This window comes from Moraxella sp. DOX410 (assembly GCF_032248735.1).
GTDB lineage: Bacteria > Pseudomonadota > Gammaproteobacteria > Pseudomonadales > Moraxellaceae > Faucicola > Faucicola tetraodonis.
In genome coordinates, this window is the sequence record NZ_CP135138.1 from 1,303,503 (window position 1) to 1,325,673 (window position 22,171).

18 protein-coding genes are annotated in these 22,171 nt (G+C 43.3%); 7 read left to right on the top strand and 11 right to left on the bottom strand.

Going from position 1 to position 22,171, the window contains the following annotated elements; all coding sequences use genetic code 11:
• Nucleotides 1–198 precede the first annotated feature (198 nt).
• Nucleotides 199–603, bottom strand: coding sequence for a hypothetical protein (locus RNZ41_RS05765; protein WP_007116727.1), 405 nt, complete (start codon nucleotides 601–603; stop codon nucleotides 199–201).
• 175 nt (nucleotides 604–778) lie between these two features.
• The gene (locus RNZ41_RS05770) at nucleotides 779–1,969 is read right to left on the bottom strand and encodes a phosphoglycerate kinase (RefSeq protein WP_050324399.1); all 1,191 of its coding nucleotides are present in this window, start codon (nucleotides 1,967–1,969) and stop codon (nucleotides 779–781) included.
• Nucleotides 1,970–2,247: 278 nt separating this feature from the next.
• Between RNZ41_RS05770 and RNZ41_RS05775 the strand changes: the two genes are divergently transcribed.
• Nucleotides 2,248–2,574, top strand: coding sequence for a TraR/DksA family transcriptional regulator (locus RNZ41_RS05775; protein WP_312114493.1), 327 nt, complete (start codon nucleotides 2,248–2,250; stop codon nucleotides 2,572–2,574).
• Nucleotides 2,575–2,684: 110 nt separating this feature from the next.
• On the opposite strand, the gene RNZ41_RS05780 is transcribed toward RNZ41_RS05775, so the two are convergent.
• Nucleotides 2,685–3,719 carry a D-alanyl-D-alanine carboxypeptidase family protein gene (locus RNZ41_RS05780; protein WP_060994996.1) on the bottom strand — a complete coding sequence of 345 codons (1,035 nt, stop codon included), beginning with the start codon at nucleotides 3,717–3,719 and terminating at the stop codon, nucleotides 2,685–2,687.
• Between the two features lie 356 nt (nucleotides 3,720–4,075).
• Nucleotides 4,076–5,827: a glutamine--tRNA ligase/YqeY domain fusion protein gene (locus RNZ41_RS05785; protein ID WP_314026794.1), complete on the bottom strand. Its 1,752-nt coding sequence runs from the start codon at nucleotides 5,825–5,827 to the stop codon at nucleotides 4,076–4,078.
• Between the two features lie 212 nt (nucleotides 5,828–6,039).
• Here RNZ41_RS05785 and RNZ41_RS05790 point away from each other — a divergent pair, with 212 nt between their 5' ends.
• Nucleotides 6,040–6,549 (top strand): peptidylprolyl isomerase, encoded by a 510-nt coding sequence (locus RNZ41_RS05790; RefSeq protein ID WP_060994994.1) that lies wholly within the window; start codon nucleotides 6,040–6,042, stop codon nucleotides 6,547–6,549.
• A 9-nt stretch (nucleotides 6,550–6,558) separates the two neighbouring features.
• On the top strand, nucleotides 6,559–7,344 hold the full coding sequence (locus tag RNZ41_RS05795) for a UDP-2,3-diacylglucosamine diphosphatase (RefSeq protein ID WP_099833938.1): 786 nt from the start codon (nucleotides 6,559–6,561) through the stop codon (nucleotides 7,342–7,344).
• 23 nt (nucleotides 7,345–7,367) lie between these two features.
• Here RNZ41_RS05795 and RNZ41_RS05800 read toward each other — a convergent pair whose 3' ends face one another.
• The 4 genes from RNZ41_RS05800 to RNZ41_RS05815 all read right to left on the bottom strand — a co-directional run bounded on the left by RNZ41_RS05800 (nucleotide 7,368) and on the right by RNZ41_RS05815 (nucleotide 12,122).
• On the bottom strand, nucleotides 7,368–8,105 hold the full coding sequence (locus tag RNZ41_RS05800; RefSeq protein ID WP_083106203.1) for a phosphoribosyltransferase: 738 nt from the start codon (nucleotides 8,103–8,105) through the stop codon (nucleotides 7,368–7,370).
• A gap of 8 nt (nucleotides 8,106–8,113) precedes the next feature.
• The gene (gene tkt / locus RNZ41_RS05805; protein WP_314026795.1) at nucleotides 8,114–10,111 is read right to left on the bottom strand and encodes a transketolase; all 1,998 of its coding nucleotides are present in this window, start codon (nucleotides 10,109–10,111) and stop codon (nucleotides 8,114–8,116) included.
• 178 nt (nucleotides 10,112–10,289) lie between these two features.
• Nucleotides 10,290–10,988: an N-acetylmuramate alpha-1-phosphate uridylyltransferase MurU gene (gene murU, locus RNZ41_RS05810; RefSeq protein WP_314026796.1), complete on the bottom strand. Its 699-nt coding sequence runs from the start codon at nucleotides 10,986–10,988 to the stop codon at nucleotides 10,290–10,292.
• 6 nt (nucleotides 10,989–10,994) lie between these two features.
• Complete coding sequence (locus RNZ41_RS05815; protein ID WP_314026797.1) at nucleotides 10,995–12,122, bottom strand: aminoglycoside phosphotransferase family protein; 1,128 nt, start codon at nucleotides 12,120–12,122, stop codon at nucleotides 10,995–10,997.
• 300 nt (nucleotides 12,123–12,422) lie between these two features.
• Between RNZ41_RS05815 and RNZ41_RS05820 the strand changes: the two genes are divergently transcribed.
• Nucleotides 12,423–15,260 (top strand): LPS-assembly protein LptD, encoded by a 2,838-nt coding sequence (locus RNZ41_RS05820; protein ID WP_314026798.1) that lies wholly within the window; start codon nucleotides 12,423–12,425, stop codon nucleotides 15,258–15,260.
• Nucleotides 15,261–15,513: 253 nt separating this feature from the next.
• Entirely contained in the window at nucleotides 15,514–17,166 is a 1,653-nt protein-coding gene (locus RNZ41_RS05825) for a peptidylprolyl isomerase (protein WP_314026799.1), read from the top strand.
• A 59-nt stretch (nucleotides 17,167–17,225) separates the two neighbouring features.
• Here RNZ41_RS05825 and pgeF read toward each other — a convergent pair whose 3' ends face one another.
• The 3 genes from pgeF to RNZ41_RS05840 all read right to left on the bottom strand — a co-directional run bounded on the left by pgeF (nucleotide 17,226) and on the right by RNZ41_RS05840 (nucleotide 20,550).
• On the bottom strand, nucleotides 17,226–18,116 hold the full coding sequence (gene pgeF, locus RNZ41_RS05830) for a peptidoglycan editing factor PgeF (RefSeq protein WP_314026800.1): 891 nt from the start codon (nucleotides 18,114–18,116) through the stop codon (nucleotides 17,226–17,228).
• 67 nt (nucleotides 18,117–18,183) lie between these two features.
• Nucleotides 18,184–19,365, bottom strand: a complete 1,182-nt coding sequence (gene prpF, locus RNZ41_RS05835; RefSeq protein WP_312114510.1) for a 2-methylaconitate cis-trans isomerase PrpF — start codon at nucleotides 19,363–19,365, stop codon at nucleotides 18,184–18,186.
• A 141-nt stretch (nucleotides 19,366–19,506) separates the two neighbouring features.
• The gene (locus tag RNZ41_RS05840; protein WP_314026801.1) at nucleotides 19,507–20,550 is read right to left on the bottom strand and encodes a hypothetical protein; all 1,044 of its coding nucleotides are present in this window, start codon (nucleotides 20,548–20,550) and stop codon (nucleotides 19,507–19,509) included.
• Between the two features lie 148 nt (nucleotides 20,551–20,698).
• On the opposite strand from RNZ41_RS05840, the gene RNZ41_RS05845 reads away from it, so the two are divergent.
• Nucleotides 20,699–21,616 (top strand): glycerophosphodiester phosphodiesterase, encoded by a 918-nt coding sequence (locus RNZ41_RS05845; RefSeq protein WP_314026802.1) that lies wholly within the window; start codon nucleotides 20,699–20,701, stop codon nucleotides 21,614–21,616.
• A 35-nt stretch (nucleotides 21,617–21,651) separates the two neighbouring features.
• On the top strand, nucleotides 21,652–22,107 hold the full coding sequence (locus tag RNZ41_RS05850) for a DIP1984 family protein (protein WP_095355497.1): 456 nt from the start codon (nucleotides 21,652–21,654) through the stop codon (nucleotides 22,105–22,107).
• Nucleotides 22,108–22,171: the final 64 nt, after the last annotated feature.

The window sequence follows — 22,171 nt, forward strand, 5'->3', positions numbered from 1 at the left end:
AAAGTTAATAATCAATTGAAAATTTTAGAAAAATTGGGTTTTGCCATGTTGGACAAGGCTTGAGTATAACAGAAGTGCACTACAATTTAAATTCAAAAAAATAACTTTGAAATGATTGATATTATGAAAAAATAGTTAACTCAATAAAATAAAAAGCCCCAAAATGATTTTGGGGCTTTTTTAGGCTGAATGCTAAATTTAGTATTTTTGTTTTTCTGGCACGGTTGTTTGAATATCAGTATTGCTATTTGCTGCATCGTTTTTAACCGCTTCTGCACCTTGGGCTACATTGGCTGCACCAGTCGCTACAGCAGAGGCTACGTTTTCGGTGGCTTGCGCGGCGCCATTGGCAACAGCTTCAGTCGCGTTGATTGCTGCGCCTTGGGCAACCGCGGCACCCGTGGTAGCAGCACTGGCAACTGCGTCACCTGCATTTGCTGTTGCACTGGCGGCACTTGCAGTCGCGTCTTTAATGTCTTGACCCGCTGCGCTTGCTGCGGCTTCAGGTTGACCGTTAGCTGCAGCTTCTTCCGTTTTTTTACTACATGCCGTGATTGATAAAGTGGCTAATAAAGTTGCCAATACTAAATTACGTTTTAACATATTAATTCCTTAAACGCCAAACATATGGGTATACATACTTATATAATATCTTATCGACAATATATTTTTGGTGCAATTAATTACAATGTTTACCATACAAATATTAACTTAACATTACATTAATTCAGCGATGATAAATTTAAATCGCTGAATTAATGATAATGATTGTTAGCATTTAGGCACGTTGGCTCAGTGCGTGCACGGCAGGTAGGGTTTTACCTTCCACAAATTCTAAGAACGCCCCACCCCCTGTTGATGTGTAGCTTACTTTATCGGCGACCTTGTATTTATCAATCGCAGCGAGCGTATCACCACCGCCTGCAATGCTAAAGCCTTCACTTGCTGCGACTGCTTCACTGACGATTTTGGTACCTTCCCCAAATTTATCAACTTCAAATACGCCTACAGGACCATTCCATAAGATAGTTTTGGCATTTTTAATCGCATCGGCAAGTTTCGCCGCACTGCTTGCACTAATGTCTAGAATCATTTCATCATCAGCAATGGTATTGACCAATTTGGTTACGGCATCGGCAGATTCTAGCGAGCCCAAAAAATCATCAAAATCAATCTGTGATTTTTTGGCGACGACCACTTCGTCAGGTAGTAATACATGGGTTTCTTGCATAATACTTTTGGCCGTTTCCACCATGTCCGCTTCATATAGGGATGCACCGACATTGGCACCTTTGGCTGCCAAGAATGTATTGGCAATACCACCGCCTACAATGATTTGGTCACAGATTTTTGCCAATGATTTAAGCACATCCAATTTGGTAGAAACTTTCGAGCCACCAACAATCGCAAGCATGGGCTTGGCTGGATTGTCTAAAGCTTTGGCTAATGCATCAAGTTCTGCCGCCAATAATGGGCCTGCACAAGCAATTTTTGCTTTGGCGATAACGCCTTCCGTTGACGCTTCAGCACGGTGAGCAGTACCGAAAGCATCCATCACAAATACATCACATAAAGCGGCGTAGCGTTCAGATAAAGCGGCATCGTTTTTCTTTTCACCCGCATTAAAACGTACGTTTTCCAGTAGCACAACTTCACCTGGGGCTACTGTCACATTATTTTGGGCATAATCGGTCACCAATTTGACAGGTTTGCCAAGGGCATCGCCCAAATAATCTGCGACTGGCTGCAATGAATATTTGGCTTCAGGGTTTGAGGGGTCTGGGCGACCTAGATGCGAACACACGATAACCGCTGCGCCTTTATCTAAAGCCAACTGAATAGTAGGCAAGCTTGCTTTTAAGCGGGCATCATTGGCAATTTTGCCATCTTTTAACGGTACATTTAAATCTTCGCGAATCAAAACTGTTTTGCCAGAAACATCAATATCGTTTAAACGAGCAAATTGCATGGATTAACCTCTAAGTTAACAACAGGATGGTGACCCGTAGGGGTTGATAAAACGTCGTCACATGACAACAAAAATTGAATAAAAAAATAAGCGTAGATTAGCATATTTTGAGTATTTTTAAAATTATTGATGCTATCAACTAATGCTGGGCACGGCGATAACACGGTATTACTACTATATTACTACTTTATTAAGAAGGGTGTTGATGATAAGCTTATAAAAACAACAACATGAACGCAGCACTGCGTTCAATATTTTATTATAAAATTGGAGGCCGTATGGTTGACCTTGACAAAGCAAAACAACGATTACTTGACCTAAAACAAGAATACCAAACTCGCGTGTATAAAATCCAACATGATATGCAAAATCCTGATACGGATATGACCCAAGATTGGGATGACCAAGCGGTGATTAATGAGCAAAACGATGTACGTAAAAACTTGCTAGTCGAAGCCAAGCAAAACCTTGAATTGGTGAATAATGCCTTACTTCGTATCGAAAATGGTACTTACGGTATTTGCGCTGTGAGTGGTGAAGAAATCGAACCTGAGCGTCTAGAAGCAGTACCCTTTGCGACCACCTGTATGAAACACGCTAAATAGCTTACAAAACATACCAAATAGCTGATTTTGGTAGTCTTTCACCCATAAAAAAGCAAGGAAAGTTATCCTTGCTTTTTTTTCAAAAAATCAGTCAATTAATTGCGAATTGATTAGGTGAATCGGCGCATGCTTAAGTTAGCAATTATGTTTTCTGCATCGTTCCAACGGGTTTTTGAATCACTTGCACCGAGTAATACGACAATGGCTGGACGATTACCGACATTGGTTTCAAATAAAACACAGTTGCCTGCTTCACGAATATACCCTGTTTTTGACAAACCAATATTATATAACCCATCACGCACCATGTAATTGGTACTGCGAGCGGCTACGGTTCGAAACCCCGAATTGATATTATATACACCGAACTGACGGCTAGGCGTAGTACTAAACTGGGTGACTAAGTTCATCTTTTGTGCATAACGGGCAAGAATTGCCAAATCACGCGGTGATGCCACATTACGAGAGTCTAGACCTGATGGGTCATAAAAATGGGTTTGCGTCATCCCCAATTCACGCGCTTTTTGGTTCATACGGCTGATGAAATTGTCATAGCCCATAGGGTCAGTACGTGCTAATGCTTTAGCCGCGGGATTTTCTGATTTCATCATCATCATCAGTAGCATTTCAGCACGATTAAGCTGATCGCCAACTTTTAGACGGTCACTACCCGATTGCTTTGGGGTTTTAAAATCTAATGAACTAATCGTCAATGTTTCGCTCATGTTAGCGCCTGATTCCGCTACCACCACAGCCGTCATCAATTTACTAATTGACGCAATCGGACGGGCGATATCAGCATTTTTTTCATAAATGGTATTGCCCGTTAACGCATCCACTACCAAAGCACCTTTGGAGTTGGCAAAATAGCTACCCGAAGCCCGTGTGCTATCTTGAGACCACGCTGGATTGTAGCTATCATCCTCACTGTATGCATTATTATAGTTATTGTAATTACCACTATTAAAATTTGTCGTCTGTGGCGTGCTGTTATACATGATGGCACGGGCTTTGTCTAAACTACCCTGCCCACCCCAACTAACTTTAGCTTGGCTACCTGTCTGCATATTTAATTCAGCATTACTTTGTACGCCAACCAGTGCAATGACAGCACCTAACAACGTTTTCTTTAACAATGTTTTCATTTCAACACTCTCAATCAAATCATGGTTAACTTGCTGTTGGATAAAGCATACAGTTACCAAAACTACCAATATATTTACGAAAAACAGATGAACAACGATACCTTAAGCCTAATAGCCATTAAAATCAAGCTGTTAAAAGTTACAAAATCTAACAAGAATAACGGATTGATTACGCAAGACTGACTTAAATTTACGCTGAGTAGTTTAGCACAGTACAAATGTTACGCATGTAAAAAAGTAAAAAAAGCGTTTAGCTAATACAATAATAAAACCATAAGTAACAATAGGTTAAGATATCCTTTTACAAAAAAAGCTGACATATTACTATGCCAGCTAATTTATAATTTAACGATGATTTATGGTTTGAAACTGTCTTTTAAGGTCACAATACGGTTAAACACCAAATGCTCTGGTGAATAATCTTTACTATCTGCCACAAAAAACCCTTCGCGTTCAAATTGAAAACGCTCGCCTGCATTGACTTGTGATAAAGAAGGCTCGACAATGGCATCTACTTCACGTAGTGAATTGGGATTAATCTCTGCGGCTAAATTATTGATGTCAATTTTGGCGGGGTCTTCTTGGTTAAACAGCTGCTCATACAGACGGACTTTGGCAGGTTTGCCCAAGCTTGCCGACACCCAATGTATCACACCTTTAACCTTACGACCTTCTGGATTGTTGCCCAACGTTTTTGGGTCAATAGTCGCTGTTAACCCCACTACTTCACCTTTGTCATCGGTGATGTGTTCTTCAATCTTTAACACATAACTATTGCGTAAGCGGATTTCTGGGTTTTGCGGTGACAAGCGTTTATAGCCTTCAGGCGGCGTGATTTCAAAATCCCCTTTATCAATATAAATTTCTTTGGTAAAGGGAATGTCACGCATACCTTGGCTATCATCATGGCTATTTTTAGGCTGGGTCAACCATAAAACCCCATTGTCGAGTTTAGTTTTTACACTGTCTTTTTTGAGTGTTTCAACATTGGCAACCGCTTCATCAAAATTGGTAATCGTCACTTTTAGCGGGTTTAGCACTGCCATTGCACGATTCACATGCTCTAATGAGTTACGAATACTAAACTCGAGTAAGCCAAAATCCACCACACCGTCTGACTTGCTCACGCCTACACGGTCACAAAAATCCCGCAAGCCTTCAGGGGTATAACCACGGCGGCGCATGCCGGCAATTGTCGGCATACGCGGATCGTCCCAGCCGCTCACCAAGTCATCTTCGACCAGTTTTTTAAGTTTGCGCTTACTGGTCAAAATATGGTTTACGTTTAGGCGTGCAAATTCATATTGGTGTGGTTCTTTGTCAAAGCCCACTTTATCTACCACCCAATCATAAAACGGACGGTGGTCTTCAAATTCTAAGGTACAAATCGAATGCGTAATACCTTCGATTGCATCTGACAACGGGTGGGCATAATCGTACATGGGATAAATGCACCAATCATCGCCTGTTTGGTGATGCGCTTGGTGCATGACACGATACAAAATCGGATCGCGCATATTCATATTGGGGCTTGCCATGTCGATTTTGGCACGAAGCACCGCTTGACCGTTGCCATATTTGCCAAGTTTCATATCGTCAAAGCGTTGCAAATTCTCTTCAACACTGGCATCACGGTAAGGTGAGTTTTTACCTGCTTGACCAAAATTGCCGCGGTTTTCACGAATATCCTCAGGACTTTGCAAATCAACATAGGCATCGCCTTGTTTGATTAATTTCACCGCCCAATCATATAACTGACCAAAATAACTAGACGCATAGCGCGCCTCGCCTGCCCAATCAAACCCGAGCCATTTGACATCATCTTTGATATTATCGACAAACTCCTGATCTTCAGCATCAGGATTGGTATCGTCAAACCGTAGGTTACACAGCCCTGCAAACTCCTTAGCCAGCCCAAAGTTGAGACAAATAGATTTGACATGACCTAAATGTAAGTAGCCATTGGGCTCGGGTGGAAAACGGGTCACAATCTGGCTGTATTTTTGCGAAGCAAGGTCATCGCGTACGATCGCACGGATAAAGTCATTTTTTTCACTATTGGCTGCTGTATCGTCGGTTTTTGTATTTTTGTCGGTCGTCGCCGTCATTTGGTTGCCCCTTACCTATTACAAAAATGGTGAACTAATCTGCCATTCTAGCAGTTTTTTGACATTGAAAAAACTTAAATGAATTTAATTGAAACATTTAATTTTGCCAACTTTGCAAACTAAATACTGACTTTTTGATTGAAAATCGCTAGGATAGCCACAACAATTGCAAGATACGTTTTTTTAACCATAAAAACCATTAGGAGCACACAATGGATATGCCATACGTAGAATTAGAAACCACCATGGGTAACATCGTTATCGAACTCAATCAAGAAAAAGCCCCCAATACCGTGGCAAACTTCTTAGAATACGTCAAATCAGGTCATTATGATGGCACGATTTTTCACCGCGTCATTGACGGTTTTATGATTCAAGGTGGCGGTATGGACGCCAACATGACAGAAAAATCTACCAATGCCCCAATCCAAAATGAAGCAGATAATGGCTTAAAAAATGAAGTCGGCACGATTGCAATGGCACGTACTTCTGACCCACATTCAGCGACTGCGCAATTTTTTATCAATGTAAAAGACAATAGCTTCCTAAACTTTTCTGGCAAAAACCCACAAGGCTGGGGTTATGCGGTATTTGGTAAAGTGACTGAAGGCATGGACATTGTCAATAAAATCAAAGGTGTACCAACTGGTAAATACGGTTTCCACGCTGATGTGCCAACCACGCCTGTGGTGATTACCCATGCAAAAGTAATTGAGAAATAATTTTTTTGTATGCAAAGTTTTGCAGATTTGGTCACCGATAATCCCTCCGCCATTACGCAGGTTATTATCAGTGACTTACATTTGAGCATGAATGAGCCTGCCACTAATCCTTTAGGGCAGGCTTTTTTAGATTTTTTAGATAAACTGGCTTTATTGCCCAACCTAAAACAGTTTTTTATTCTCGGTGATTGGTTTGAAGCTTGGTTAGGAGATGATGTTGCCGATACAGATACCTTAGCAGATGCGCTTCAACCGATTATAGCAAAGCTCAAAACATTATCCGATAAAAACTGCCAGATTTTTATCATGCATGGTAATCGGGATTTTCTGCTTGGGCAACAATTTTGCGACAAGTTTGGCGGGCAATTGATTTTTGAGCCGTTTTATTTGACATTAAATGGCAAAAAAGTTCGCCTAGAACATGGCGATGCGCTGTGCACCGATGATAAAGGTTACCAACGCTTTCGCAAAATCATCCAACATCCTATCACTAAAAAAATTTTGCTCGCGCTACCCATCAAAAAACGCCAACAAATCGCGCAAGATTTACGCCAAAAAAGCAAAACTGATAATGCCAAAAAATCCCTGCAAATCATGGATGTCAATGAACAAGCCGTCAGACAAGCCTTGCAAAAAGCCGATATACTGATTCATGGGCATACTCACCGCCCTGCTCTTCATCAAATTGGCGATAAACAACGGTTAGTGCTCGGCGATTGGCGGATTAGAGATAATCAGGTACTTGCTGAAATTTGTCTTATTGATGAAACCTCGATTATCTTATTACCACTTTAGTCATCTTTAAAATTTTTTGACTATTAATAGAGGCTCTTTTGAAGTCCTGCTTCAATGAGTCTATTTCTGATTTCGTCAAGTGATTTTGGTTTTTTGAAATGCCCGAGTTCACCGCTTGTGAGGTATTCGAGAGGAAAGTGAAATTCATTTTGCCACCATTGAGCTAAATCAGGATGTTTAAGCTGAATTAATTGTATCATTTTTTGGGTTGGAACAATATCAAAAAAAGGTAATTGATAGCCAGTTAATACAACTGCTTGAATTACCTTACCGCCCATTGTTTCTATATAGCCTTTAAGTCCTGCTAATGTACCACCCATCGCCACTGTATCATCAACGATTAAGTATTCTCGACCACGTTCAACTTCGCCAGTAAAAATAGCTTGTCTGACGATTCGCTCATAAGCACTAGCCTTAGTATGGTTCGCTTTTACAGCTTGTACGATGTCAAAGGTGATGGGCAGATTTAACTCATTGGCAAGAATTTGACCAAATACCATTGGAAGTCTATTATTTCCCAAAAATTCTATCGCTAATACAGGAGCGATAATAGGAGATTTTCCTTGTAAGCAATGCTTGATACTTGCTATATCCTTTTGTGTCATCAATTGAGTTAAGAGTTTAATAGCGGATAATTCATTACCCGATTTAGCTTGTATATACAGGTCTTCATCGAGGTTTTTCAATGTATTTAAAGCATATAACACCAAAATGGGTGGAAAATCCACCCAAGTTGTTCTTTTAGCATATATACTATCCATGATATTGCTTAAACAACCGCTTTCACGGCTTGAATGACCGCATCAGTGGTGATGTTAAAGTATGGGAACAAGTCTTTAGCAGGGGCAGACTCACCAAAGGTGGTCATACCCACGACTTTACCATCAAGCCCTACAAACTTGTACCAATAATCGATATGGCTGGCTTCAACCGCCACACGCGCACGCACTTGGGGTGGTAACACGCTGTCACGGTAGTTGATTTCTTGTTTGGCAAACACTTCAGCACACGGCATTGATACAACACGCACGCCCAAACCTTCGGCAGTCAACTCAGTATAAGCATTCATTGCAAGCTCAATCTCTGAACCTGTGGCGATGATGACGGCACGTAGCTCGCCTTGTTCTTTGGCTAGTACATAGCCACCTTTGGCAATATTGGCTACTTGCTCGATATCTCGCGCTTGGTGCGGTAGGTTTTGACGGCTAAAAATCAGCGCGGATGGGGTTGATTTTGCCTTCAAGGCTTCTACCCATGCCACGGCTGACTCGACCGTATCACACGGGCGCCAAGTATGCAGGTTTGGGGTGGCACGCAGACTTGACAACTGCTCTACAGGTTGGTGAGTAGGTCCATCTTCACCCAGACCGATTGAGTCGTGAGTATAGACGTTAATAACACGTTGTTTCATTAAGGCTGACATACGCACCGCATTGCGCGCATATTCCATAAACATCAAGAACGTTGCCACATACGGAATAAACCCGCCATATAAGGCTATACCATTGGCAATCGCCGTCATACCAAATTCACGCACACCGTAGTGAATATAGTTACCTGCCGCATCATCTTCGAGCGCCTTGGCATTTTTAAACCAAGTCAGATTTGACCCTGCCAAATCAGCAGAACCGCCAAGCAGCTCTGGTAATAATGGCTGTAAGGCATTGATTGAATTTTGGCTGGCTTTACGCGTTGCAATGTTTTCTGGGTTATCTTGACAAGCCTTGATAAATTCTTGAGCTTGTGTCTCAAAATTTGCTGGCAAGTCACCATTCACACGGCGAAGTAATTCACTGGCAAGCTCTGGGTAAGCGTCTTTATAAGCATCAAATTCACTCTCCCATGATTGCTGTAACGCTTGACCTTTAACTGTACAGTCCCACCCTTCATAAATATCGTCTGGAAGTTCAAACGCTTCATGATCCCACTTGAGTGCTTGACGGGTAAGCAAGATTTCATCCGCGCCAAGGGGTGCGCCATGTGAGGCCTCCAAGCCTTGCTTGTTGGGTGAACCTGCGCCAATCACGGTTTTACAGATGATGAGTGAGGGTTTATTTTTTTCAGCTATCGCATTTTGGGTCGCTTGGGTGATGGCATCGGTATCGTGACCGTCAACTTTTTGCACTTGCCAGCCATAGGCTTCGAAACGTTTTTGGGTGTCATCTGAAAACCAGCCTTCAACGTCACCATCAATCGAAATACCATTGTCATCATAGTAGACAACCAATTTTCCCAGTTGCAGCGTACCGGCTAATGAGCAAACTTCATGGCTAATACCTTCCATCAAACAACCATCACCTAAAAAGCAATAGGTTTGGTGGTCGATGATTTGGTGACCGTCTCGGTTAAATTGCGCGGCTAGGGTTTTTTCTGCAATCGCAAAACCTACAGCGTTGGCAATCCCTTGACCCAACGGACCTGTGGTAGTTTCCACACCTGCGGTATAGCCATATTCAGGGTGACCGGGGGTTTTAGAGTGCAATTGGCGAAAATTTTTGATATCCTCAATGCTAACGTCATACCCTGTCAAGTGCAGCAAAGCGTACTGCAGCATTGAGCCATGACCATTTGATAGCACAAAACGGTCGCGATTTAGCCAATGTGGGTCGGTTGGATTGTGCTTTAAAAACTTACGCCATAACACTTCAGCGATATCTGCCATGCCCATCGGCGCGCCTGGATGTCCAGAATTGGCTTTTTGCACCGCTTCAAAAGCTAGGGTACGGATGGCGTTGGCAAGACGACGTTCAGAAATTGGGGTTGTCATTGGCTTTCCTATATTGCAGAATTAATTACAGAATTAAATTTTGTCGTATGTAACATGCTAAAAATAAAACTGTGACAAATTTTATCACAGTTTTGGGTCATTTTTTTAGCTTTAACCGCTTAGTTTGCTCGGCTTTCAAATAAAAGCAAAATGGCAAAAGATGCAATTTTCTACCAAATCACTTGTTAGCCGACAATTTTTGGTTCAAATTTTCTAAACGCTCAAGCGTCCCTACATCGACCCACGCCTCGCTCAGCAAATCCCCCATTATCAAACCGGCTTGCATGGCTTGTTTGAGTAGTGGCGCAAGCGGCGCAGTCTCCCCTGCCTTGACCGTATCCAATAATCTTGGTGACATAACACTAATCCCTGCAAAGGTATATTTTGGCTTACCTTCTACCTTGACCTTGCCATTTTCTAAGGCAAAATCGCCAGTTGGGTTGTGCGTCGCTTGGTCGGTGAGTAGCAAATAAGCCTGCGAATCGTTTAGCTTAAGCTGGCTTAGTTGAGCAAAATCAAAAGGCGTCCATACATCCCCATTGACCAAAATAAATGGCTGGTCTTTTAATTTGCCGCTAGCCAAAGCCAGCTTGATACCGCCTGCTGTCTCAAGCGGTTCTTCTGGTTCAATCGACCAATGAATGGTGACACCGAATTGACTACCATCCCCAATTGCATTTAGCAGTTTATCAGCAAGCCATGACACATTGATGGTGATATCGGTGATACCTGCTTGTTTGAGCGCTTTGATATGCCATACGATAAGCGGTTGCCCGCCGACTTCGACAAGTGGTTTTGGCGTGGTCAAGGTTAAAGGGCGCAGCCGAGTGCCTTTACCCGCGGATAAAATCATGGCTTGGGTGATGGTAGTTGACATGGGGTTTTATCCTTGGATTTTTTGATGAAAAGCAGGTTCAACAACGGCGGTCATCCAATCAGCAAATTTATCAAAAGTAGGACGCTCACCCCTTTGGGTGATAGCTTTTAGACAAGTTAATAAATCATTGAAAACTTTAGGCAAATTTGTCAAATAACGGTCTTTGCCATCTCGCTCGAACAAACGTACAAAAATTCCCAATACCTTAAGATGGCGCTGCATACTCATGATATTAAAATCCACGGTAAACTCTGCCAAGCTTTTGTCAATTTGCGCCAATTGGTGATAATAAGCCAGATGCGTGTTGACCCATGTTTCATCATAATTGATATAGGCATCTCGCAGTAAAGACGCCAAATCATAGGTATAGGCACCGATGACAGCATCTTGAAAATCAATCACGCCCAACTCATCGCTGTGACTTAATACCATCAAATTACGGCTGTGAAAATCACGGTGCACCACCACTTGAGGCTGCGCGATGACTTGCTGGATAATATCAGACTGCAAATCTTGCCACAGCGTCTCTAAGTCTGGGGTCATCGTCACGCCGATATAGGGTAAAAACCAGTCGCTAAACAAGCCCATTTCTCGGCGCAGCAAGGCATCATCGTAACTTGGGATAACGGCGTTGGCGTCATTGATATTAATCTTTTGAATCGCCAAAATTTCCTGCATGGCCTGCTGATAATAGCGCGCAGTTTTTGCCAGCTCGCCTGCATCCGTTAAATCCTTGGCAATGACATCGGCAAAATCCGTGTTTCCCAAATCCTCAAGGACGATAAAACCTTGCTGTTCATCCGTGGCAATCATTTTTGGCACATGCACATAACCTGCCATTAAGTTGCCCACGGCGATAAATTCTTTCACCGATTCTTTTTCTGGCGGCGCATCCATCACGATATAGTGTTGATTGTCGACGGTTAAGCGATGATAGCTGCGAAAGCTGGCATCACCAGGTATTTTTTCATGCTGCAATGATTGATTTTGAAAAACTTGGGTCAACCAAGTGTGCAGCTGTTGTTCCCGTGACTGTTGTTTAAGTGATTGTTGTTCACATGGCTGGGCATTTGATGGCGAAACTGGGCTATCGCAAGGGTCTTGGTTGGCAAGTTGTGCGGCAGGATGGTTCATAAGGTGGGCTTACTCAATAAAAATAAGTTATGCTACCGAAAATCTGCGTATCTCTCAAGTGGCGTCTATCATGTTTGCAATTTTAAACATCTTTTGCAATAGTATATTGATGACGCTAGTGATATGATGTGAAGGTTTTTATATTGCGTCTTTGGTAAATGTCTAATGAAAAAATCTGTGAAATTGTCGCCTATTTCGTCAACTTCTAATTGTTTAACTTCACATTCGTCTTTGCCAACCCAGCCTACATGCTTGCATCAATCACTACACCAAATTTATCGACATACCAATGTTTTAGCGATGACACTTGGGGCGATGTTTACTACTTTGTATTCAACCTCAGCGCTTGCGGCGGTGTTGCCGACAGCCGCCGTTACGGAATCGACTGATGCAGCGACAGCTCAAAACATTGACTCACAAAGTATCGAGACACAGGGCACTGAATCACAAATTATTAAAAAACAAAACCTTGATACCTCAGCTGCAACGCCCGATACCGATAGTAGTATCGCCACCACAGCAGACAGCACCACTACTGTCGATGTAACCACCAATCAAGGCATCACACCGATTAGCGCGCCTGACATCAAACCAAACTCTGCGCGTACTCGTCCCAACTTTACCCCAAATCAACAGCAGCAAGCCAGTCTAGAAAAGCTCAAAACCTTTTATCAACCCAAAACCCCGCAAACCACGGATGATACTAGCGCCACGGTTGCTAATCCAAATTCCAATCCAAATTTACTGAGCCCGCTCACGCCTAATAGTCAACCGTCAGGTGCTCAAGCAAATACGCAATCAAAAGCAGTCACCCGAAAAGACGCCATGTGTCATGGCAACTGGGTATATCCCACTTCGACCATCTATCAACAACAGGCATTAGCGGCAGCCGCTACCGACCAACCCAATAGCAGCTTCCCAATTTATGCCTCGGCTGACTATGGCTATTATGACAATGAAAATTATGCTGAATTGTCAGGTGATGTGCAAATCAACCAAGGTCGTCAGCAAATCTCTGCCGATAAAGTGGTCGTTAACGTGCAAGATGGCATGGCGGCCGCTCAAGGTAATGTTTTGTTGGTGGATGCCGCGCAAAGTACCCAATCGACAGACGGCAACCCACGTGTAAGCCTTAAAGATAGCCCAAAAGGGGGGCTGATTACCGTTGCCGACGAACTGGCGTACCAAACGGATAGCAGCAAAGCAACCGCCAAAGATGTGGCGTTTGCCAGCGTACCGCTACAAGCGTATGGTTATGCCAAACGGCTTAATAAAGTCGATGAAAGCCGCGTTGAAATTGACGATGTCATGTTTACCACCTGCGCGCCTGACAATCCAACTTGGCAGATCAATGCCAAAAACATCGATATCAATACCGACACGGGTCGCGGTGAGGCCTATAATGCCACGTTAAAAGTCAAAAACACCCCGGTATTGTACCTGCCGTATTTTAACTTTCCGATTGACGATCGCCGCACCAGTGGTTTTTTGTTACCACGCGGCGGCTTTAGTACAGAAGGGAGTTTTAATGTACAGTTACCTTATTACTTTAATCTAGCGCCAAATTACGATGCCACTGTCACGCCAACCATTTTTACTGACCGCAATCCGATGTTGACAGGTGAGTTTCGCTATCTGACAGAAAAATTTGGTTATGGTAGCTTGACAGGCTCTTATCTGCCAAACGACAAACAATATGATGATGAAGACCGTAAGCGCTTTTATTATGATCATCATTGGCAGTCAAAAGATATCCCTAACCTGTCCATTGATGCGCTATATCAGTATGTCTCAGATCCTAAATTCTTAAACGATTTTGAGACCTTGGGTGATGAAACCGTTCAATTAAATTTACCGCGCCGCATTCAAGCCAATTATTACAATGACTATTTGACTGCGCTTGCCAAGATTGAAACCTTTCAAACACTGGATCGTAATTTAACCAATTCAGAAAAAATCTTGGACAAAGACAAACCGTATGACCGTCTGCCGCAGTTATCGGTCAAATATCGTGTGCCTTGGGTGACCCAATTTGATTTGACGGGTATCAGCGATTTTGCCTATTTTAAACGCCCAATCGATGATGGCTCTGCGCCTGAGCAAAGCGGTGGTAGACTGTATAACAAACTCACTGCTGCCTACCCAATGATGCGGACTTGGGGATATGTGACCCCGTCAATAAGTTTACAGCACCTTTATACCCAATTCGACCAAGAATCAGCCGATGCCAATGGACTGGATGAAAATAGCAAAAGCCAATCTATTTTTGTACCGCAGTTTAGTATTGACAGTGGCTTAAATTTCTTTAAAGCAGGCACCCCATTTGGTAAATTTGATGAATCCTTGGGCGGCTATCAGTTATTAAGCCCGCGCCTAAAATATGTGTACTCGCCCTATAAAGACCAGACTGACGTACCCAACTTTAATACCCGTTTGGCATCGCTCAATTTTTCGCAATTGTATGAAGATTCATGGTTTTTGGGATATGATCGTCTCCCCGACAACAATCATCTAACCCCTTCATTAAATTATCGCTATATTGATGGCAATGGTTTGACTCGCTTGGATGCCAGCGTGGGCAAACAAATTTATTTTAGTGATATTCGGGTACATCTTGACAATACCGATGATGGGTTAAAAATTGACAATACCGGTACCGTCTTTCAGGTAAGCACCCAACCGCGTCAAGATTTTTGGGTGGATTTAGATGGCTCGGTTGATGACAACGCTGATTTAAACTATATCAATACCCAATTTCGTTATGCGCCAACTTTCAATAGCCTTTATAACTTAGGGTATATCAAACGCAATGAGAGTAGATTTGGACAAAAAGCCCTCTCTGCTTTCACCGGCTCTGCTGTTTTACCTATTAATGATAATTGGCAGTTTTTAGGGGCTGTGCAATACGATAATGAGAAGAGTCGTTTTAGTGATGTGTTAGCGGGCTTTACTTATGATAGCTGTTGTTATGGCTTATCGATTTATGCTCGCCGTTATTATGATGAATTAAGTGATAAAGACAGTGCTGACCACGCTATCATGGCAGAAATTAGCTTAAATGGATTATCCAACAAAGGTGACGGTCGACTGGCTAGCTTGATGCGTAATCGGGTATTGGGTTATGACCCTAAATACTAAACGCCTTTTACGCAAAAAACTGCCTAAAACTTGAGGTTTTTTAGGATTTATTATGATATAGACATACACCAGCAAATATTATTGTATAAAATGACCCAAGCTTTACAACATCACTTAGCAATATCATTTAGCAACCTCCAAGCCACTTGGTCAAAGACCCGTCATTTAAGCTAAATGGTTTTGCCACGATTTCTGAATGATCGAATTTACTTTTTTTATTTTTTGGTTTTTATTTTTTTTAAGGATACATGTCATGAACCATGCCGTCATGCATAATTTACCCAGTTTTCACCGTAACACCCTATCTGCTCTCACTAGCGCTTTGATATATGGCGCCCTATTGGTTATGCCAACATTGAGCGCGCAAGCCGTGACTGCAACAGCGGTAACCACTAAAACCAACACAACCAGCAGCAAAACGACGGTGGAATCTAGCAAAAAATCTAGCACCAAACCTGCAGCGCAAACCACAAGCAAATCAACCAAAGCTGTGACAGCAAACAAAACCACCAACGCTGCCAAATCAGTCAAAGCTGACACTAAAGCCAGCGGCTCAAAACCTACCACTCAAAAAACAGCAAAAACTGTCTCCCAACCTGCGCCCGTAGCATCAGAGGTCGCCAACTCATTGGTTGAGCCAGCGCCTGTCGTCACTAACAGCTCGCAAGATCAGGTCATTGATGGCGTGATTGCTATTGTCAACGACACCCCTATTTTACGCAGCCAGTTGGATCGCGCGGTTGCTCAAGCTTCTGCACAGCTTCAAGCGCAAAACAAACCTGTACCACCCGCACAGCAACTTTATCCGCAAGTATTGGATCAGCTAATTACTAAGCAAATCCAACTTGACATCATCAAACGCCAAGGACTGCAGGCTGAAGAGAATGCAGTGAATGCTGCGTTGACCAATTTAGCACAACAAAATGGGGTCGCAAGCCTTGCCGAATTCCAACAAAAACTTGACGCCCAGCGCGTAGGTAGTTACCAAGCATTGCGTCAAAAAGTCAGTGAAGACTTGGCGATACAAACTTTGCAGCAGCAACAACTTGCCAGCCGCATCAAAATCTCCGATCAAGATGTTAACAACTTCTTAAAATCACCAGAGAGCAACGCTTTAGAAAAATCACAATATCGCACCTTACATATTCGTGTGCCTTTTGAAGCCGATGCCGCAGGTAAAGCCAGCGACAAACAAAAAAAACAAGCGCTGACCGTAGCCACCCAAATTGCCAAAAATTTGCAAGCTGAGAATGCCAATATTGAGCAAATCATGACTGACGCGCAAGCCAACTATAACGCGCAAATTCAAGGGGGCGATATGGGCTACCACGTCGCGGCAGAGTTACCGACAGAACTGTCAAAAAACATCACCGCCCTTGAAGTCGGGCAAGTCACCAACCCGATTGCCACGGCAGAAGGGTATAACGTGATTAAATTGGTCGATAAACGCGGCGGTCAGCAAAAAATCATCGATCAATGGCATACCCGCCATATTTTAATCAGCCCGTCAACTGCCCTACCCGCTGACATGGCAAAACAGCAGATCGACACTATCTATGAAAAACTGCGTCAAGGTGAGGACTTCGCTACTTTAGCAAGCACCTACTCAAAAGACCCAGGAAGCGCCAGCAACGGCGGCGATTTGGGCTGGGTCAGTGAAGGTGATATGGTACCAAGCTTTGAAGCAATGATGAAAAAAACGTCGGTAAATGACTATTCTGTGCCCTTTCAATCACAATTTGGCTGGCATATTCTTAAAGTCGATGAAAAACGCCAGAAAGATGTGAGTGATGTCTATCGTAAAAACATGGCTCGTGAAATTCTATACCAACGTATGGCACCGCAAGCGCTAGATGATTGGATGCAGGATTTAAGAGCCCAAGCTTACGTTAAAATTATGCAATAATTTAGCTTGCACAAAAAAGGCAGTATGATTGATTAACACACTGCCTTTTTTTATGAGAATTAATCCATGAAGATCAGCGTTGCCATTCTACCTGTTGCAGGTAGTTGATGCTGGGTTTGCCGACGATACGAATAAAATCGTGCATCACCATGGCTATCTAAACCACTTTTATGCACCTGATGAATGCCACAAGCCTTGAGCTGTAATTCTGCTATTGCAGGCAAATCGGCAAAATAATGACCGACCTTATCAGCATTTGGCTGAAACAACTGAGTAGCGACAACCTCAGATACGTTTAACACTGATAACACCGCATCTTTGACACGACTATCCACTTCATAGCTTGATTGTGCGATGCTAGCGCCTATCCAAGCTTGCCACCCACGAGTGACCTTGTGCATTTCAGCAGGCGCATTGTCGCCCGCTGCAAAATCAAACTGGTGTACCATTTTTTGCACCGTTTTTGCAATGATATCCTTGCTAAGACCTTGCCAGCCAGCATGAATCGCCGCTATCAGCTTGTTATCATCTGCTGCATCGGTGGCTATCATGACAGGTACACAATCTGCTGTCATAATCGCTAAGGCAACGTTAGGCAAACGCGTGATATGCGCATCAGCAGATATCGCTGCTGTGCCAATTTTATCGGTAACCTGATAAACGTCATTACCATGGATTTGATTAAGCCAATGAATGCTGTTTAATGTGGGATGATATTGTTGCAAGGATTGCAGCAAGTGCGCACGATTTTCATGCACCTGCATGCTATCATCCCCTACATGCAAGCCTAGATTAAATTGACCATATATAGCATTCAAACTAGACTGCCCCACTGCATCATTGTTTGACTTGGTTGGCATAGACTCACAGCCAGATAGGGTTTGAACCACGGTTACCCCTTGGCTAGGTGCGTGCGTCAGTTCAATCCAGTGTGAGTGCTTATCTGTCATTATTGGGCTCTTAGGTATTGGGGACTTAGGTATTAGGCTATAAGTTGGCTTGTGAATGATTTGTCGATTAAAACGCATCGCCCGGCACATACACCTCACCCGCCATCAGACGGCGCGCTGAACGGCTCATAGACACTTTTTTGGCTTGCCATTTGCCATCCACTTGCGAGGACTCACCCCCGACCAGTAGCGTGCCTGATGGGTGACCAAAGCGTACTTCAGACAACGCTTTGCCACCGGCCGCTTGGTTGACTAGCGTACCTTTAATGGTCGCTGCGGTGCCAATCGCAACCGAGGCTGTACCCATCATGGCATGGTGCAGTTGACCCATGCTCATCGCGCGTGCAAGCAAATCAATATCGCCTGCCTTGACTGCTTTGCCACTAGAGGCGGTATAATCAGCGGGTGGCGCAACCCAAGCAATTTTTGGGGTATGCTGACGGGTTTGAGCTTCTGTTAACGCTGCAATTAGTCCCATTTTAACTGCGCCATGGGCACGGATTTTTTCAAGCTTCGCCAAAATTTCTTGGTTACTGTTGATGTCTTTTTGCAGCTCAGCGCCCGTAAAACCTAAGTCTTTGGCATTTAAAAAAATCGTTGGGATACCCGCATTGATCATTGTGACGTCAAATTCACCGATTTCAGGTACATCCAGTTTGTCAATCAAGTTGCCCGTCGGGAACATATCGCCATCGCTGTCCACAGGGTCGATAAATTCAATTTTGACTTCGGCTGCTGGGAAAGTCACACCATCTAGCTCAAAATCGCCCGTTTCTTGCACCTGACCATCAGTCATGGGTACATGCGCGATGATGGTTTTGCTAATATTCTGCTGCCAAATTCGGACTTCACAAATGCCATTTTGGGGCACTTTACTGGCATCCACCAACCCATTGGCAATCGCAAATGAACCGACCGCAGCGGTTAAGTTTCCACAGTTACCTGACCAATCAATCATCGCTTTGTCAATGGCGACCTGACCGAATAAATAATTCACATCATGATTGGCAACGTCTGTTTTTGACAAAATTACCACTTTGGAGGTTGATGATGAGCCATTTCCCAAACCGTCAATTTGCTTACCATACGGATCTGGACTACCCACCACCCGCAGTAAAAAACTATCTCGGGCTTGCCCTGGGGTTTGGCAGCGTTCAGGTAAGTCATCAAGCTTGAAAAAAGTACCTTTTGACGTACCACCGCGCATATAGGTAGCTTTAACAGCGATTTGTGGGGCAAAATGGGCCATGTTCATATCCTTATGGTGGCAGGTAGAGAATTGACGCATCAATTTGTTTTATGGTTAGTCACATTACTACATCAAAACATGCTAAAACAAATTGATGACTGGGTGGCATACGTTGAACACGTCATTTAACAGTGGTTTACGTTAGTATTGCTCGTTTTTTTCTTCGATGGTTAATTTTACATTGGTGTCGGTTGGGACTTTTTCATGCGATACTGACTTGGTCGATTTGTCTGTGCTGTTGCCAGTGCTAGCCGCTGACTTAGTAGCGGTTGATTTGCTATCAGCATTTGCGGTGGTTGGCTCAGATTTTTTATCCGATATTTTATCTGCGCTATCTGATTGCGTGTTTTTCTTGTCTGATGTGTTGGTCACGTCAGTCTTGGTTTTTTCGCTGTCGTTTTTTTCACTGTCTGTTTTTGGTTTTTCTGTCGCTTGTTTTTTGACAGGTTTGGTGGTTGAATTTTGGCTGTTGTTGGCAGCGACACTGGGTTTGCTAGTCACGGGTGGTAGAACGGGTATGGCACCTGCCGAAGAACCGGCTAACGGCGTATTAGAGGGCTGGGTCAGCGTTTGCGCTAATGCCGAATTTGCCATAATCTCACCGACTAGCCCAATCACATCGTCGCCTGTGGTGCTATTGACTTGGTAATTGGCGCCACTGGCTGATAGACCAAACCCAACATTGTTTGCCACCAATGTGCTATTTTGTAGTTGATAACCACGCGACGCGATTTGCTCGGCGGCGACTGGCATTTTTAGACGGGTATAGATTTTATCCGTGTTATCGAGCTGCGCTTGAGGCATATTAAACGACACCGTCGCTTGGCATTTACCATTGTTACCATTCACGCCTTCTAGGTTGATTGCTACTTGCGACAAGCCATTTTGCAAGATAGTCATATCAACAATCGTACCTGCTTGCTGCTGGATGATGTCAGACTGCTTTTTGGCTTGCTGGTCGATGCGATTGACCAGATAACTGTGAATGGCATCGGTTGCCTTCTCATTGTTACAGGCAATATCAGACGTTTCAATTGTCTTTTGCTCACTACTTGCAGCACTGCCAGTTTGCGCGTCTTTTTGCTCATTGCGACTACATCCCACGACGGTTAAGGCAAAACACGCCAACAATAACGGCGTACGCATTTTTTTTGACAACGTATTTTGTGGGAAAATCATAGACATAAGGCACCTTTCACGCAGTATTTATTACCATGCCATTATAAAGCAAAGTTTTGCAAATTGGCTAGTTGTTCACTATTATTTATAATAAAATTTAGTTGTAATAATTTTTAGTAGTCATAAAATTTTATTGTCTATTGCGAGCCATCGTATGCGCCATCCAAATCAAACGTATTATTTACTCGGTCATCGTGCTGCGCGGGCTGAAATGCTAGAGAACTGTCAAGACGGATTTGCCTACGTGCAGCAATTACAAAAACATGGTAAGCAGCTTGATGGGGTAGAATTTGATATCCAAATGACCGCCGATGGCAAATTTGTGGTGGTACATGACGAAACTTTAAATCGGCTGGCAGGACAACAATCGTGGATTGCTGATAAAACATGGGCGGAATTAGAATCCATTGTGCAATCGGACTATGGGCGGTTTTCCCAACGTTTTGAACCCGGGTTTTTAAAACATCATGTATTGTTGCTAGACGATTTACCACGCTATCTGCAATACTTTTGCCATATTGAACTGGAAATCAAAACCCATGCCAAAACTCATCCAGCCTTGTTGGTTAAAAATCTGCTTAGGCTATTATCTCAAGAAGTATGGCAAGCTTTACCCATCACTTTGACCAGTTTTGATACCGATATTTTGTACCAAATTCAAAACCAACAGCAATTTTTAACGTTTCACTTTCCGACAGGATTATTACTTGAGCCTAAAACACTTGAGCCTAAAACACTTGAACCCAAAATACTTGAGCCTAAAACACTTGAGCCTAAAACCACGCTGGCAGGCCAAATTGCTTTTTTACCGACGCCTGATGCAGCGGGTAAAAGTTTAATATTGCAAACCTTTAATCGCGCTTGTGCCTTAGGCTGTCGCCAAGTGGGCATTTATTATGCGCTTATCACCCCAACCCTGTTGGAAATTGCCAAAATTTATGGCTTAACAGTCAGCGCTTGGACAGTAAATGAGGTGGATGTGGCAAAGCGCTTGATTGAGATGGGCGTGGATTGTGTGATTACAGATTATCCTACCCAATTTTTAACCCAATTATATGATTTTAACGTTTAAATTGACCCACTAAATTGACCAATCAGGAGATAACCATGAAACTTGCAGAAGCTTTGTTACGACGTGCTGATATGCAAAAAAAGCTCGCCAGCTTGAAATCGCGCATTGCTGAAAACGTCAAAGTCCAAGACGGCGATACCCCAAATGAAAACCCGAATGAACTGTTGCTGCAAGCCAATCAAGTCATGAGCGAGCTGTATGCGTTAATCGACCATATCCATCGTACCAATGCCATCGCTGTCATGCCCGATGGCTCAACCATGCTGAGCACTTTAGTCAAGCGTGATGAACTTGCCGAACGCCATCGCCTGCTGCAAACCGCGATTGATAATGCTAAGACGGAAGGCGATCGTTATAGCTACCGAGAAATTAAATGGCAAAAAGTGATTGAACCGGTCAAACTGCAAAAACAAGCAGATGACATAGCGGTCAAACTTAGAAACTTAAATATCCAATTGCAAGCCGCTAATTGGCAGATTGATTTAGTATAAGCTAGTTTGAAAAAAGCCTACAATTTGCTATGATGGATTTGAACATACAGGGCGACTATCAGAC